Here is a 17110-nt window from a genome sequence, read left to right on the forward strand (position 1 = left end):
TAATTCTACAATGCTTGCATTTGTGTAATTAACCAATTACAGTGAATGTATAAGTGATTATTTGTATTATCGTTCGGTGGAAATGGGGTGTTTTCATGGAAAAAGGCCGCCATACCGTTATTATGAACCGTTGGCTCCACTTTTTTCTCGACGGTTATATCCATGCACCACTGGAAATCCGCCAAAAAATGAAGTATTGCCTTTATCAAACGCTGATCTGCAGCGCAGTGGTACCGATCATGCTGTTGACCCATACGTTTGAGGAGTCCAGCGTATTGTTACTCACCGGCGACCTGCTCATGCTCCTTCAAGTTATGGCTACATTCTTTTTTATCCGTAAGCAAAAACCGATCGCTGCCACTACGGTAACCCTTTCGCTGCTGCTGATCATTTTTCTTCATAATGTCGTTGGCGATTTTTTCGCTGCTGAACCTCGTCCCATCGAACGACTGACACAAACCTATACGACCATCCTCATCGGCTTCTTTTGTGTTGGCTTGGTGTGCTTACGGCGCTGGCAATTGATTCTTTATACCTTCCTGGCATTATTCGTCCTCTTGGCTCATTACGAGGTGATCATTCATCGCTTTTATAGCGGCCTTCACAACGAGCTTACCGTCAGTTACTTGATTGCCGGTGTTTGCATTATCATTTGCGCAGGCTTTATCAGCAATCTGATGCTGGCACTGTCCCATGAACTGATCCGGATTGCCGAAAGGAATGCCACGGAGCTTGAAGAAAAGGTGCAGCAGCGGACACAAGAACTGGCACAGGCCAATCAAGAATTAGCGCGAGCTAACCAAGTGAAAAACGACTTTCTGGCGATTATGAGCCACGAGATTCGCACCCCCCTCAACGGCATCATTGGCATGACCGATTTATTACAGAGCACACCGCTCGATGAAGAACAAAAGGAATACGCTTCGACAGTGCGAGAATCTTCGGAATTATTACTCACCGTCATTAATGACATTCTTGATTTTTCCAAGATCGAAAGCGGCACTCTTGTTCTTGAAGAAATGGATTATGAGCTTCCCGTGCTCATCCACAGCGTTCGCTCCTTAATCAAACCGAACGCCGAAAAAAAAGCGCTTACCTTTGAAGTATGGGTCGATCCGCTGCTCCCGCAAATCGTCCACGGGGACCCCACGCGCCTACGCCAAGTCTTGCTGAACCTGCTCAGCAATGCCGTCAAATTCACCATGACCGGATTCGTGCGCTTGCAAGTGCGGTTCGCCGGCCCCGCGGACCCACCGGAAGCATTGCTTTTTGAAGTAAGCGACAGCGGCATTGGGATTCCTATCGAACATCAGCAATTGATCTTTTTGCCCTTTGCCCAAGCGGAGCACTCGACAACCCGCCGCTTTGGCGGTACCGGTCTTGGCTTATCGATCTGCAAACAACTGGTAACCCGTATGGGTGGGCAGATTGGCTTTCAAAGCCAACCGAACCAGGGATCAACCTTTTGGTTCACCTTGCCGATCACCAATCTCAAGAGCCAAGCGATGCAAGCGGCGGCGGAAAACCGATGCCATAGTCAACGTAAACTTACGATCAGTCATCCTCCGCGCCACCCCGTGCTAATCGTCGATGATTCGCTGATCAATGAACGGTTGTTTCGTGCCCAGATGAAACAACTTGGCGTCCCCATCCAAATCGCTCATCATGGTCAGGAAGCACTTTATGCAGTTGCACAGAATCAATATAGCTTGGTTCTGATGGATTGCCAGATGCCGGTTATGGATGGCTGGGAAGCAACCCGCCGGATCCGCCAAGTCGAAACCGAAGCCAAATCCGAAACCGGTACTGGCCGGCGATTATGCATTATCGCCGTCACGGCCGATGCTTCCCAATACGCTCAAGAGCAATGCCTGCAAGCCGGCATGGATGATATCCTGCACAAGCCACTTCGTTTACATGAACTGCATGCCATGTTGGAAAAATGGTTGCCTTTTGCCGAATCGCCAGATCATCAAAAACAGTGTTCTTAATCCAAAAAGCCCAGGAAAGTTCTCCTCCCGGTAATTGCGGATCACCGCCGGGATCGATCGTTCCCGGCAGTGGAGAGACGCTCGGTTAAAATTCAGGAAGTCCCGCACGAATTGCTTTCATGCGGGACTTCCTGTTTGTCGTTCCATTTTGTATTATTACTTATTAATCAGTTTCGATTCAACCAAAAGATTCTTCATTGCTTGTACTGCTTCTGCATAGGTTAAGTTCGCTTTTGGTGAAATAGTCGTTGCTGTATTGCCATTGAACACATGAGCCGATAATACTTCTTTTACGGATATTGTCGCCCAGCTTTCGACCTGCTTGTAGTCCGTGTAACTTTCATATCGGTTTAAATCTGTCCCTACAAGTTTTGTGACCTTCATAGCTCGCTGATACATTGCCATGGCTTCTTCTCTTGTAATCAGAGCATCCGGTCTGAAAGTGCCATCAGGATATCCTGTCACGATGCCAGATTCGCTGGCAATGAGGATCGCTAGGGTTCTGTCTCCGTTCGCACTGACATCCTTAAATTTGTTTTCATGCTTTGAACCTTCTCTGTAAAGACCCAGGGCTCTGATAATGTATTCAGCGAAATCTGCTCTTGTGATGACTTTGTCCGGTGCAAAGATTTCTGCATTGAATACTACAAGTCTAGATGCCATGTCGTTGACTGCATCTTTAGACCAGTGGTTCTCAACAGATTTCACTGTAACCGGATTCCAGATCACTGAGTACGTAGAGTTAGTCAGTGAGTGGAGCTTCGCATACCACTTACCATTCTTCTGGAATACTTCCGTTGGTACATGGCTGTAGGTTCCGTCCGGATTAAAGACAATACCTGTCGTGATCTTGCTTGGATCTACTCCTGCCGGAATTTCCATTATTCTTTCTACATAGTTACTGAACTTATTGATTTCCACATCTGCTTTGGTTCCGTCTGATTTTGTTGTCTTTGCAACAATTTCAAAGGTTATCGGCGGGAATACCAGCTCTGCTCCATTGGCTTTAGCCACTTCGTTGTACTTAGCCGTAACCGATGCATCCAGCGTATTGATTTGCACTTCTATCCTGATGTCTTTAAGTGCTTGTTCAGATACACCCAATTCTTTGGCAACGCTAGAAATCGTAAGTTCTTTTGCAGGAATAACGTATTCCACAGTATCACGTTTAATGGAAACATCGAAGGTGTTCTCTTCGAGTTTTTTTACAATATCTCCAGTCAATTCAACCTTAACAACTTCTGAGGTCTGATCTGCTACTCGGATTTGAACAAAATTTCCATTACCTGTTGGATTATTCTTGATCGCTTCTTCGATTTTCCCATCGATGACTGTGTTATTTACAGCGATGGTTACCGTTGCCTTACCGCGTTCATTTGTCTTGGTTTCTGTCCCAACATTCTCTGATTTGCCATTGACGATGACAACTACAGGTTCTTGATGGGTAGGTGTACTCAATGTTGAGCTTCTACCGCCAGAACTGCCACCACGAATCTCACTGCTTGGTACAGTATAAGCTGCAATATCTATCTTCAAAACACTACTTACATTTCCTGTAGCATCCTTTACAACAATATATATGTCCTTTGCTCCAGCTGTGAGTCCTGTCGGGTCGGTGATGGTTGTCTCACTCGTAGTGCAAGCTGTTCCTACTCCGGATATGTCAATCGTTGGTGCCGCTGCTCCGTCTGCCACTACTGCATAGTAATATTGGCCTGCTTCATCTGATGTGAACTTCACCGTACCTGTCGTATCGGAGCTACGATTCACAGCGCCTGCTGTTAGCGTTGGCAGAGTGACCGTGTGGACCGTTATCTTCGCTACACAAATATCTGGTTGCAGATTACCGGCTAGATCTTCGCTGACCACATAAATGTCATAATCCGTATTTGAGGTTAAGCCTGCAACATGGGCAGTTGCAACCGTTTGGGGCGATAGCAGCCAGGAACCATTGGCGGCAGGAGCGTTCCCCCTCGCATCAGTCCCTGCCTTGATCTGTTTGGCTGTTGGTTTGTCCGCATTCTTGGGTAAAACTACATACCAAGCAGTAGCGGCTTCGTCCGTTTCTGTCTTCAAATCCAACTCACTGGAACCGATGTTCACTACATCCGGATAATTATTAATGAAAACTGGAGGCGCATAGTCAATGTGACTGGTCTGCCACGGAAAATACGGGTAAGAAATTCGCTCGGAGATGCTCCCTTGGTCATTTGGATTGATTGTCCAAATAGGTGTAGTGCTGAAAATCCAATTGGCATCGGTGAAGGTGGCTTTGTCCTTCATCTGAGCGGTGGTTTTGGGTTCTCCCTTCCCGGTGTCAGACTGGCCAGTTGTGTATTGGTCATAGAAGCTCTCCGTAACTGTCCCACTGTTTTGTCCCACTAATCCACCAACATTTGTTTGCCCCTGTACAATTCCGATGGCAAAGGAACGAGCGACATTTCCACTTCCTTCATTACTTCCCGTCAGACCACCGACACTATCAATACCACTCACACTACCGGTGGAGTAGGAATCATAAACATCCTTGTCCTTGAGTTGACCTACTAAGCCGCCGACATAACTAGAACCTTCCACCTCTGCCGTAGAATAAGAGGCTCTGATGGTATTGCCTGATCCGCCTCGACGGGTGTAATTGCGGGTGTTCCATTCTTGGGCGTAATCTTTTTCCGGAAACGTGCCTAGATCATTGTACGGATAGCTATCCATCCCCACGAATGGTAACGGGTCAACGGTTCGCCCTGTTTCCTCCTTGGCAGACTTGTACCAGACCGCCCCATAGAGTACAAAGCTACGCTCCATTCCCGATTCAGGTTCCGTATAATCGAATTTAAGCGATAACTCATCGCCATAACGCATGATGACAAATTGATTATCTTGGCTCTGCATCAAAGGGGTTACATCCCCATACCGTGTAAAACTGCCGAATTGATAGGCGTACAGTTCTTCGGGTATGGGAGAAACATTATCGTAGTTAAAAGTCCAATACGGATACGTTGTTTTATCGGTTGAAGAGAATCCGCGAAAGTGAAGATCGGCCATCTCCGGAGACTGGACTGTCTTAACAGCGTTAGGTGGTGTCGATGTATCAACAGCGATATAATCCCATTTCACAAAGTTGAAGCCGATTCTCACCCTGTAATCATGGGATACAAACTTGTTGGTCAAATCAATGAATTTGAGCGAGGGTGTGCTTAAAGGCTGACGGAGCTCCTCTTGAGAATAGGCATCAACCCAATCGCCATTCTCGTCAGGAACCTGCACCATGCGTTTTATTGTGTTTATATCAAGCTTTCCTTCCTCCAAGCCACTTTCCTTCACCAGGTTGTTATCGGTTGTGCCAACAAGTAGCAAGTTGATATGATCTGCATCAGACAAATCACCTAAGTTAATTTCCACAGGATTGATAAAATTTGTCTCCTTACTTCCGCCTGAAGTCCATTCATTATCCCCGCGAGACGATATTGCATCAGTACAATCGAATCCTGACAGTTCCTTAACGGAAACAACTGGCTTCGGATTCGTACTAACTAGCTTAATGAAAGCATCTTCATTATTCTCTTGATCTCGCTGAATAAACGAAAGTGCCGGTGTATATCCGGGTTGATGGTCAAATGCCAGCAATGAGACCTGGTCCAGATAGGAGATTTCATTAAATTCATTAGTGATATTGAGATAATATGCGCCATCTCGAGGTTGGAGAAGCCCTGGTTCCAATTCTGCATAATCCTTTGGCATCGAGTAATAGCGCTTGTAGTGTGGAAGCCTCATTCCCAGCTTATTTACAAAACGAAACGTTCCCATGCTATCTGAAGCAAAAACAAATGGAGTCGAAGACCCGGAACCAATTGCGTCTAGATGCGTGCCCAACAAACCACCGGTATAATTATTTCCCTTAACTTTGCCAGTGGTGTAGGAATTATTGATCGATCCGATCGCTGTACCGGCTAGACCGCCTACATAGTTATTGCCAATAATATCGACTGTCTCCAAACCGACATTGGATACGACTCCCCCTTCACCGATGACAGCAAAGAGGCCAACATAATCAGTATTCGGTCGATTACTGGAAAGACCGGTAATCATGTACCCCTGTCCATCAAAGATTCCTGTAAACTGTTCTGTATCATTGCTACCACCAATAGGCAGCCAACCCTCAGTAGCCCACTTGGCATACCCGCCTCCACCGGGTGACAAATAGCCAGATAAATCGATATCATTCTCCAGTTTGAAGTATTTACCTGTTGACTCACTGCCCAAGAAATTGCGAACATTGTCAAGATCCTCTGGAGTTGTAATCATCCAAGGATCTTCCTGTGTCCCGCTTCCACTCGCCTCTGCTTGCACATGAGGAGTAGCTGCGATTACAATCATAAATACCGTTAGCAAAGAAATGATTCTTCGAAAATTTAATATTTCCCACCATCTTTTAAGTCTATTCATTCTAAAACCCCCTCTTATATTTATTTTTATACTTCTTAGAGTCTGTCTAAAAACCCCCGCATTGCAAGGGTACCATGCTTGTTTTCATTAGGTTCCTCGACGGACTCTATTAAGCAAATTATACAGGGGGCTTCTTACAAACCTCTAACATAATCGCACAATTCTGCATATAAGGCGCTAATTGCATTGCGAAATTAATTCATAAAGAAAAAAAGTTCCCTATCGCCGTTATTTCAGACGATAGGGAACTTACGTTATTTTTATTCCATCATACGTTATCCTATTCCCATGAGCCTTCGATACAAGTCGGTTGTTTCCAACTGCGGTGTAATGCTCATTTCCCTGGCTAATCGTTGGATGAATTCCTGATGAAGTTTCGTCATCAGTGCGGCATTTTTTTGATGGTGGCACGCATATAGCAAGCTGCGATGAATTTCCTCGTCAAAGGGTTCTTTCTCAGCTGCTTTAAGCAAGGTTTGAACTGCTTTCTGGTAATGGCCATTTTCCTCGTAAAAGCCGGCCATATGCAAGAGCATATTCAGATACCGCTGTCTGAGCCACGCCCTTTTGGCTTCACACCAGCGGTAGTCTTTTTTTAAAAACAGGTCCTCCTTGTACAGGCTGCTGATTCGTTCCCACTTCTCGATATTGCTGTTACTGATGATATCGCTGCCTACGACTGCCTCTTCAAATTCCAGTAAGTCACAGGAGAGATGGTTCAAGGTGCAATGGTACGTACCATTTCTGCCTTTTGCCGATAAGATTTCGATCGGTAAGCCTTCCTCTTTGATGGTTTTTCGCAGCCGGAAAAGGGTGGTATGTAGGTTGGCCTTTACTCGATCTGGCTCCGCCTCAGGCCATAAGGCCCCACCCAATTCCCAACCGTCCAGATTGGTATTGCGGTTGACGATCAAATAGGCGAGTAGTTCCTCCACCTTCCTTGTGACCCAAGTAACCGGCCCATTTTCACCAATGACTTGAAAGTCACCGAAGCAATAAATTCTTTTTTTAGATTCCTCCGGTCTTGCCGCATCGTTTATACCCTTTAGCTTATTCAGCCTGGCAATGCATTTTTGTATGGCCTGGGGCGTGACAGGTTTTAATAGATAATCTAACGCATTGACGTTAAAAGCCTCCAGGGCGTATTGATTGTACCCCGTTACAAAAACGACCATCAAATCCGGATCATGCTCGACGAGACGCTCGGCCAACTCTAAGCCGTTCATTTCCGGCATTTCAATGTCCAGAAATAGCGCTTCCGGCTTGATGATTTTGATGTTTTCCAATGCTTCTTGGGGATCCGTATAAGCTCCCTCCACCGTAACCATGTTTGTTTTTTCCAGAACCATTCTCAGGAGGTTGAGAACCGGTACTTCATCGTCCACAATCACCGTACGCAGCATTAAGCACCCCTCGCTTTTTATTCCATTTGCTCAGGGATGGTCAAGGAAACCCTTGTTCCTTGATTTTTTTCTGATTGTAGGCAAAGCTCCACGCCATAGTAATTCATGAGGCGGCGGCGGATATTAGCCAGGCCCACTCCTCCCGAGCGCTTTTTGGCTACCTCATTGGCCTGTACGATCTTCTCCGGCGTTTCCATACCGATACCGTCGTCCTCGATGCTGATCTGAATCCGGTCCAGAACTTTGACGACTTCGATAGTTACGGTACCGCCATTTTTCCTTGTCATTAATCCGTGACGCACGGCATTTTCCACCAACGGCTGGATGGTCAGCGGCAAAATTCTCTGCTCCAGCAACTGCTCGTCCACGCGGAACACCACGGCCAGCCGCTCGCCAAATCTCGCCTTTTCGATCTCGACATAGGCTCTGGTCAGTTCCAGCTCATTTTCGATAGTGACCGTGGAAACGGTATCGTCGATGGCAAAGCTTTTTTGCAAATATGCGCTCAAATGGGCCAGCAGTTCTCCGGCCTTTTCTCCGTCAGTATAGCAAAAGGACATGATGGTGCTTAAGGCATTGAAAAGAAAATGCGGCTTAATCTGGGCCTGCAAAAAAGCCATTTCATTTTTGAGGGCCTGTTGGACTGATTTTTTGATCATTAACAGGGTCGCTACCCTGGCCCTTAGCTCCTTGGCGACGAAGGGTTTGGATACAAAATCATTTGCTCCTGCTTCAAAACCGGCGGCGATATCCTCTGGTGTATTGCGGACGGTAAGCATCAGGATGGGAAGATCATAAAGGGAATAGGATTCCCTGATGGTCTTGCAGGCTTCGTAGCCCGACATGCCAGGCATCATCACATCCATCAGCACCAAGTCAATATCCCGCCGCTCACGAAGTAGCCCTATCGCTTCTTGCCCGTTAGATGCTGTCAGCACGGTATAGGCTTGTCGCCCAAAGATGGATTTCAATACGCGCAGGTTCGTATGTTCGTCATCAACGGCCAGAATGACAAAATCCTGCCCGATGGTATCATGGCTGATTTCCATCGGCTCTGCCGTTGCGTTGCCGTAGTCCTCTTGCCCCTTCCCATCGGCCGGCTTGCCTGCGGCTTTGGGAAGCAAGATAGCAAAACGCGTTCCCTTTCCCACCTCCGACCATTCCAGAAGAATTTTACCGGCCATGCGTTCGATCAGGTTGCGTGTTATATAAAGACCAAGGCCGCTACCTCCATACTGTCGTTGGATTGACTCCCCGCCTTGTTCAAAAGCTTGAAACAACTGTTCCTGTACTTCTTTGGCGATACCGACTCCGGTATCTTCTACGGTAAGCCTGATATAATGGCCTTCTTCTCTTACCGCAAGCGTAATCATTCCTTTGAGAGTGAACTTTACCGCATTGCCAAGAATATTATATAGTATTTGAATAAGCCTGGTTCTGTCGGCGAGCACTGGGGGAAGCTTCGGAGGAATATCCAGCACGATCTCTGTATGCGCATCATCGATCAAATGGCGGAAGACATCGACCGCCATGGGTAATGCGGCTTTAAGGTCAATCACTTCCGGATGGATCTCGAGTTCATTTCTCTTGATTCTTTCGAGATCAATAATATCCTTGATCAGGGAAGACATCTTTTTGGCTACCGCCAAGATCACTTGAAGTTCATCGTTCTGACGTTGGCTCAGCCTGCCGTGATTCTCTTCGGCAAGTCCTTCGGCAATATTGATGATGCCGTTTAAAGGTGTTTGGAGCTCATGGGATGTGTTGATCAGAAATTCGTCCTTCATTTTATCTTGTTCCATCAGCTTTTCCGTCAGTCGCTGCAACGCGTCGTTGGTTTGCAGCAATTGCTGCTCTGCTTTTCTTTTCTGCTGCCGATTGATCAGCAACCCGAAGATCAGCAGGGTCTCCACAAGAATTAATGCGATTCCTCCCATGATATATACCTTATACCGCTCCCAGAAGCTGATTTCACGGTATTCGATTCTACTGTTTTCCGGAAGACTCCTCTCAGCGATAGCCCATTTCCGCAACTGCCGCCAATCAAAGACGCAAGGATTCTTGATTTGCCGACTCCTTGCGACATCGTTGATGCTTTTGCTGTTCAATATATCCAGTATGGTGTCAGCGCTCGCTTCTCCTAAAAGCGTTGGCTCCCGCACATAGCCGCCGACCATTCCGCTGCCAAGGAAATTGATATCCACACCATAGACCGGTACTTTGGCTGCGTTGCAGATGTCGGCAATCACCTGCTCGGGAATATAACTTTCCCCATGGGCATCGGCAAGCCAGCGAAAATACAGGATCGCCGCATCGGCTTCCACATCCTTCACGGTTTCCAGCATTCGCTTGTAGGACATACGGCTGGTAATCGCGGTTTCTACCTTGCCTTTATATTTTTCTCCTGCTTCCTTCAATCGTTCGGTGAAAATACGTTCATCGTTAGAATCACCGATAATCATATAAATCTTTTTCGTCTTGGGCCTTGTATGTAAAATCAACTCGATATTGTTTTCGATATCGTTCGCTTGCTGAACAAAAAAATGATTACCATAGTTGTCTTCCGGCAGAGCATCCATCCTATCCTGCGCAATAATCACGGGGACATCGGGGAAAATTTTCTGATCATTGGAGCCCAGCAGTTGCATCACATTTTCCTCGGTGACGATAAAATCGGGCCGATGATTTTTATATTTTACTTCAAGGTATTGGGCTATATTTTGAAAATATCCCCGGTCATGAGAAAAGCGCGAATAATCAAGGTATTCATAGGAATAGTCAAACTTATACGCGGTGCTCTGATCCAATTTGGCGATTATTCCTTGGTTATAATGCTCGTGGACAGGGTAAACGGGCGTGAAGGCATGCAAAATCAGCACGTGTTTCGTTGGAAGGCTTTGGGCCTGTACAGGTGTGCTTGGCAAGACAAATAGGGCAATCAGGATGATGGTGATATTTAAACAACTTTTTGCGAATCTGTTCAAAAAAATCCCCCTATTGGTTTGATAGTCAAATTCGACGAACTTCTTCCTTACATCATATTTTATCTTCTCTTGCATGCCAACCAGAACCGGGTTTATTGTTATAGCATCTGTAGAAAAACCCGGAATCGTTGCAAGAATATCCTCATTTTGTTGCCTACACAACATAACGCAAGAAACGAGGTGCTCCCCATGATCACCACATTTTTACGCCGCATTGACCGCAACTACTTTTTCTTTCTTCTTTCGACGGCACTGATCGGCATTGGCCAGAGCGTCGATGGGGCTACCCTCTCTAATTACCTAAAAGAAAACCTGGGCATGATGATCTTGGAGCGTTCTGCCCTGGAATTCCCGCGAGAACTGCCCGGTCTGCTTGTGGTGTTCGTCATGGGCCTCCTCGCTTTTCTCGGCGATGTGCGCATCGCTGTTGTGGCTAACCTACTGGCGGCCGGCGGCATGCTGGCTTTTGGCTTTATTCCACCGGAGTACAGCCTGGTGATACTGACCATGTTTGTCTACAGCACCGGTGCCCACCTCTATATGCCCCTGTCCAACAGCATCGGCATGAATTTTGCCACTGCCGGCGATCTTGGCAAAAAATTAGGCCGCATGAACGCCGTCAATACACTGGCCCTCGTCATCAGCAGCGCCGGCTTGTGGGCACTCTTTCAATTCGCCCACATCAGCTATACCACATCATTCACCATCGGCGCCGTTGCTTTTTTGCTGGCCGCCCTTTGTTTGCTCATGATTAAGCCCATAGCTGGAACGCAGAAAAACAGCCGTTTTATTTTCAAAAAAGAATACAGCCTCTACTACTGGCTTTGTGTTCTCTTTGGTGCCCGCAAGCAGATCTTCATCACTTTCGGCCCCTGGGTGCTGGTGGAAGTGTTTCAGCAAAACGTTACCACCATGACCGTGCTTTTTTTTATCGTCTCCGTCACGGGCATCTTCGTCAAACCCTGGATCGGCCACATGATCGACCTTCGCGGCGAGCGCTTTGTCCTTTGCGCCGAAGCCGTTGGCTTTTTCTTTGTCTGCCTGGGCTACGCCTTTGCCACGGACCTCTTGCGTCCTGAGTGGGCGCTGTACTTGATCTTCGTCTGTTACGTGCTTGACTTAAGCATGACTTCTGTCAGCATGGCTCGGGCTACCTATATGCGTAAGCTGGCGCTGGTACCGGAAGACATTTCTCCAAGCCTTTCCCTGGGCACCAGCATTGATCATATCGTCACCATGTTTCTGCCCATGCTCGGCGGGCTCGTCTGGTACAACGGCGGAGCCAACGGCTACAAGTATGTGTTTATCGGCGGGGCTGTGGTGGCGCTGATGAACTTGGCCTCGGCGTGGTTTATCCGGATTCCCGCCCGTTCTTCCCCAGCGAAGGCTTCATCGTAATGGAACGGCGGGAAATTCAAAAGATACAATAGCAAAATATCGCCAGCAGTGGTAGGATGAAGCTAGACGAATTGAAAAAAGAAGGTGGATTGCGCCATGCAATCCACCTTCTTTTTTGTTCACTTGATTTACAGAGATTGTTCACTTTGTTTGCGGGGAAACTGCCGGATCGTCCACACTACGTACCCTAAAGGAAACAACCCCGCCATCGCAATCGATACTCCCGGCGCAACGCCCAGCGCCGAAGCACCAGTATAAAGCGCCGCCCCCATCAGCATCGCCACATTATCAATCAGGTTCAGAATCGCAATCGTTTGCCCTACGCCTACTGACTCCACGCCGATTTCCTGAATTGCTGCATTCATGGGCACCAGAAAAATACCGCCGGCCGCACCAAAAGCGATGAGGATGAGCAACGCCATCGGAATGGAAGCGCTTAACGGCAACACCATCGCCACCAAGCCCAGCGGAATGGCCGCCCACCGCGCACGGCTCGGCAGAGGAGCTAGGCGCGGTGCCAGTGCCGCCCCGATGGCCACACCGATCCCGGCGCAAGCAACGATGGCCGAGATTTTATCCACCTCAGTAATGCCAAAGACAAGCGGTATCCAAGCAATGACCGCCAGCCGCAGCGCCGCTGATGTCCCCCAAAAAACACCGGCCCCCATTAAGGGCACCTTGGCTTCACTGCGAACGACCGTCCACCCATCGTGGAGAAATTTTTTCGCCGAAGCCAGCGTCATGCCATCAGCAATGACCAGACCCTTGGGCAACAAAAAGGCCAAAATCGCCGAAACAAGATAAGCCCCCATGCAGATACCCAAGGCCAGAGGAATCGATTGCGCCGCCAAGATCCCCCCGCCCACGGCACCGGCTAAAATCGCCAGAATCGTCGTACCTTCCATCCACCCATTGGCCCGGACAAGCGCCTGTCCTTTGCCGGCCAGTTCCGGTAACAACCCATACTTGGCCGGCGAATAGATCACCGCGCCAACACCAACAATGGCATAGGCAATCACCGGATCGACACTCAGGAACATCGCCGCTGTCCCCAAGGCTTTGACCGCATTCCCCACAATCAAGACACGGGATTTGGGCCAGGAATCGGCGAAGGTACCGACAAAAGGGGCCAGCAGAATGTAGGCCACAAAAAATGCACCTTGCACCACCCCCAGATACCAAGCCGGATGGTTCCCGGCGTTAACAATGGCCAGTGTGGCAAACAAAATGGCATTGTCCGCAAAGGCCGATAAAAATTGCGCGATCAGCAGATTGATGATCACCATACTCATGTTGAGGCTCCTCCCGCATCCAGCACCCGTTGCAACGCGCCATAATCGACCTTGCCACTGCCCAAAAGCGGAATTTTTTCAATGCGAATCACTTTCGAAGGGATAAATACCGGCGGAAGCCCGGCAGCGGCCAGGGCCGATCGCAATTCATCCCTGCCGATCAAAGCCGTCGTAACCAGCACAATACTTTCACCTTTGCGCGGATCGCTACGGGCAATGGCGGCCACGGCGGTAGAAGCAACACCAAAGGCCGTCACCACCGCTTCTTCGATGGTGCCCAGCGGCACCATTTCGCCGCCAATCTTGGCAAACCGTTTTAACCGGGAAAGAATCCGGATAAAGCCGTCTTCATCGATGTCGGCAATATCGCCCGTATCATACCAGTCATGTTTAGGCAAGGGAACAAAACCTTGACCTTCGATAAGATAGCCCCGCATCAGATTCGGCCCGCGCACGAGCAGCCGGCCGCCCTGGTGAATACCCTCCACCGGTTCGATCCGCCCTTCCATCCCCGGCAGAATCGGCCCTACCGTGCCCGGCCGATGGGCCAGTGGCGTGTTCACAGCGATCACCGGTGCCGTTTCCGTACAGCCGTAGCCCTCCAAAAGTCGGATCCCAAACCGTTCTTGCCAAAGATGCCGCACATCATCACGCAGCTTTTCAGCACCAACGATGGCCAGCCGCACCGAACGAAAATCATAAGTTCCCGCATTTTTGCCATAACCTGCCATAAAAGTACTCGTGCCAAAAAGAACGGTACAGTTTTTATCGTACACCAGTTCCGGGATCAGCGTGTAGTGTAGCGGCGTTGGATATTGATAGGCATAGGATCCCGCAAGCAAGGGCAGCAAGATACCTGCCGTCAGTCCAAAAGAATGAAAAACCGGCAAGGCGTTGAAAAAACGATCTTTGGGCGTCACATCGACAATGCTTTGAATTTGCCGCACATTGGCAATCAAGGCATCATGGGCAAGAACCACACCTTTGGGTTTCCCTTCACTGCCGGACGTAAACAAAATCACGTCACCGGGCTGCCCGACCCTTTGGTTCATCATCACCGCGGTAGCTGCTTTCATCTTGTCTGCCTTCGTTACTGCTTGCCGGAGATCTTCCAAAAATACCAGCGTCGCTCCTGATTTGCGGCACAGATCAGCCGCCACCTCTTCCAGATTAGCTTTTTGCAAAAATGCTTTGGAAGTCAGAATGTACCGAAGCCCGGCCACTTGAGCACAATGGGCCATGCCTTGACTGCCCAGCGAAAAGTTCAAAAAGGCCGGCGTCACTTGCACCCGGCACAGGGCCAGCAGGGCGATCACCGCCACCACCGATGTGGGTAGCAAGATGCCCACCCGCGCTTCCTCGCCAATGGCCCGTTTCAGTGGATGGGCCAACCCATTGGCCGTGAGCAGCAATTTTTGATAAGTCCACGTCTTGGTTAAGGGATCTTCAAGAATCTGGGCTTGGGCACCATAGATCTTGGCCGCTTGCAACACTTCGTCGTACAAATTCGCATCAACGGGACGATTTGCCTCAAAGGTGATCTGTTGGAGCGCCCGTAAGATCTGCGTCGATGCCGCTTGTTTGGCTTGTCGCACCGAGTGGCGTGGCCCTGGTTCAATATAAAAGGGCTGCCCGAAGGTTAACGTCACTTGGGGAAACCATTGCGTCGGGAAAATATGCCCTACATAGGATAGTTTTGAATGCAAAAGCCCGCCCACATGGACGGGAATCACAGGAACACCGGTTTTGAGCGCAATAAAACTGATGCCATCATAAATTTTCATCAACCCGCCGGTTACGGTGATGCGTCCCTCCGGAAACAGTACGAGGGGCCTGCCAGCGGCAACGGCGTGAACGGCTTTACGCAGGGAATAAGGATTGGTGGGATCGACCGTAATACAATCGCGCATCTTGATGATCGCTTCATACTTTTGAGCAATCGTTGTATCGACAACAAACAAACATTCTGCCGGCAGATTGGCTGCCAATACAACAGCATCCAACAGCGACACGTGGTTGGGCATAATGATCGGCGCTTGTTGGCATGCTTTGATTTTATCCAAACCGATGATCTCCACGCGAAAAAGCGAATTGATGAGCCATTGAAGTAGGGACGTTTTTGTTTTCACGAAAACCCCGCCTTTAACTTCTTTTTTTCATAGAATTTTCCCATGAACTCTTTGCCATGGGATACCCCGTTCTGCACGAAGCCGAAGGATTCCTTCTTAGCGTTTTGTTTTATCGCTGGTCATAACAACGACACCGGCCACCGGTACCTGTTGATGAACCAAACCGATGTTCACCGTAAATTCACCGTTTCACTTGATAAATTCTTTGGTTCCATCCAGGGGATCGACGATCCACAGCATCGCCCAGTCCTTGCGCTCTCGATAATCTCGGCCTTCTCCTTCTTCACAATTCATATCTTTGCTGACACTAAACACGCCGATCGCTTTGCCGTCCAGCGAAGTAATCAGTCAATACGCTACCAGGTACTGGTTTCCTTCAATGTCCGCTTCATCGATGTATTCTTTCCCTTGGCTCAGAACGATATTGGCAATCTTTCTGTTTAATACTGTATCAACAATTCGCTGGCCCTCTTTGATAATCGTAGTGGCCACCCGTTTATCCCCCAGAAATAGAAAACAAAGAGTAATACAACCTTGTTTTTAATTGAATCTTTGCATAATTAGTGGTAAAATTATTTCAAAGAAGGATACTCAAAGGGATATTTGTAAAAAAATACATGGAGGGGGGGCTGTTATTGATATGGTAAATAAGAAAAAAATACTTATTCCTTTGGTTAGTCTTTGCACATATTTAACCATGAACGTTGGAAGTGCTTTTGCGTGGTCATATTCCGATTACTCACATGGAAGTTATGTGCCCAAAAACGGGGATATTAGTAGAACAATTTCAAGCGACAAAACATACTTCATAACAAGAGTGGACTTTACTTTAGACTCAACTAACAGGACAAGTATATTGGACTACAACAATGGAGGAGATAATCCGGGAACGTCTTGTGACAATAAACAGGCTTATTTAACCCTTGATCAAACAGCTGTTCCTGAAAACACACTTGATCTGGAAATTTCCGCATCAAGTGTAGTCTCTAATCTCCCTAACCCTAAATATGATCTTGAAGTGAATTACGTGGGGATTGATAACGATGAATCAGAGGTAGTGGCTCTCGGTTCAGTTTCGGCATATAGTTATTACATGAGAACTGCATGGAATGATTATCGTGATGGTGGTAGCTTAGACGGTGGAAAAATTCAAGCCCAATTTGCTATGAGTAATCTTGGAGTAAGTGACTACATTCGTGGTCGGTTAACCATATATAGTAAAATTCATTCAATGGATTCACCAAATTCAAAATGTCACATGAGGATCCCAAGGTGGGATAGCACCTATATCCTGGATATCCTACGTCATAACTGCAACAATCATAGGAGATTTTTGTGAATCGGAGTTGTTTTCCCGATATAATTTGGAAAATTAAAGAGATCAACGGATGGAATATGAGCTTTCATTTGGACAAATCTGGTTAACCGAACACGAATGTAAGTGACTATAATAACTGTACTCAATCTGAC

General features: G+C 47.9%; 9 protein-coding genes. 3 read left to right on the plus strand and 6 right to left on the minus strand.

The genetic code is table 11. The features are described 5' to 3' along the window. Positions 1-95: 95 nt before the first annotated feature. Entirely contained in the window at positions 96-1991 is a 1896-nt protein-coding gene (locus EDD73_RS01530) for an ATP-binding protein (RefSeq protein WP_131917921.1), read from the plus strand. 156 nt (positions 1992-2147) lie between these two features. Here the strand turns inward: EDD73_RS01530 and EDD73_RS01535 are convergent, their stop codons facing one another. The 3 genes from EDD73_RS01535 to EDD73_RS01545 form a co-directional block, all read right to left on the minus strand. Next, complete coding sequence (locus EDD73_RS01535; protein WP_131917922.1) at positions 2148-6434, minus strand: S-layer homology domain-containing protein; 4287 nt, start codon at positions 6432-6434, stop codon at positions 2148-2150. 275 nt (positions 6435-6709) lie between these two features. Then, on the minus strand, positions 6710-7819 hold the full coding sequence (locus EDD73_RS01540; RefSeq protein ID WP_165876247.1) for a response regulator: 1110 nt from the start codon (positions 7817-7819) through the stop codon (positions 6710-6712). A 35-nt stretch (positions 7820-7854) separates the two neighbouring features. Then, positions 7855-10821: an ABC transporter substrate binding protein gene (locus EDD73_RS01545; RefSeq protein WP_165876248.1), complete on the minus strand. Its 2967-nt coding sequence runs from the start codon at positions 10819-10821 to the stop codon at positions 7855-7857. Positions 10822-11010: 189 nt separating this feature from the next. Here EDD73_RS01545 and EDD73_RS01550 point away from each other — a divergent pair, with 189 nt between their 5' ends. Further along, entirely contained in the window at positions 11011-12219 is a 1209-nt protein-coding gene (locus EDD73_RS01550; protein WP_131917925.1) for an MFS transporter, read from the plus strand. A gap of 128 nt (positions 12220-12347) precedes the next feature. On the opposite strand, the gene lplT is transcribed toward EDD73_RS01550, so the two are convergent. From lplT to EDD73_RS15560, 3 genes are all read right to left on the minus strand, one after another. Beyond that, a complete protein-coding gene (lplT, locus tag EDD73_RS01555) occupies positions 12348-13511 on the minus strand; it encodes a lysophospholipid transporter LplT (protein WP_131917926.1) in 1164 nt (387 codons plus the stop codon). After that, positions 13508-15640 carry an AMP-binding protein gene (locus tag EDD73_RS01560; RefSeq protein ID WP_131917927.1) on the minus strand — a complete coding sequence of 711 codons (2133 nt, stop codon included), beginning with the start codon at positions 15638-15640 and terminating at the stop codon, positions 13508-13510. The genes lplT and EDD73_RS01560 overlap by 4 nt, the downstream gene beginning before the upstream one ends. 348 nt (positions 15641-15988) lie before the next feature. After that, the gene (locus EDD73_RS15560) at positions 15989-16132 is read right to left on the minus strand and encodes a cache domain-containing protein (protein ID WP_165876249.1); all 144 of its coding nucleotides are present in this window, start codon (positions 16130-16132) and stop codon (positions 15989-15991) included. Between the two features lie 148 nt (positions 16133-16280). Between EDD73_RS15560 and EDD73_RS01575 the strand changes: the two genes are divergently transcribed. Continuing rightward, entirely contained in the window at positions 16281-16979 is a 699-nt protein-coding gene (locus EDD73_RS01575) for a hypothetical protein (protein ID WP_131917929.1), read from the plus strand. Positions 16980-17110: the final 131 nt, after the last annotated feature.

Origin of the sequence: Heliophilum fasciatum (genome assembly GCF_004341395.1) — a bacterium.
In the GTDB taxonomy this organism is placed as follows: Bacteria; Bacillota; Desulfitobacteriia; order Heliobacteriales; family Heliobacteriaceae; genus Heliophilum; species Heliophilum fasciatum.

Bases quoted from the DNA above. Each gene is read 5' to 3' on its own strand.
- EDD73_RS01530 (WP_131917921.1), top strand. From the start codon at position 96: ATGGAAAAAGGCCGCCATACCGTTATTATGAACCGTTGGCTCCACTTT.
- EDD73_RS01535 (WP_131917922.1), bottom strand. From the start codon at position 6,434: ATGAATAGACTTAAAAGATGGTGGGAAATATTAAATTTTCGAAGAATC.
- EDD73_RS01550 (WP_131917925.1), top strand. From the start codon at position 11,011: ATGATCACCACATTTTTACGCCGCATTGACCGCAACTACTTTTTCTTT.
- lplT (WP_131917926.1), bottom strand. From the start codon at position 13,511: ATGAGTATGGTGATCATCAATCTGCTGATCGCGCAATTTTTATCGGCC.
- EDD73_RS01575 (WP_131917929.1), top strand. From the start codon at position 16,281: ATGGTAAATAAGAAAAAAATACTTATTCCTTTGGTTAGTCTTTGCACA.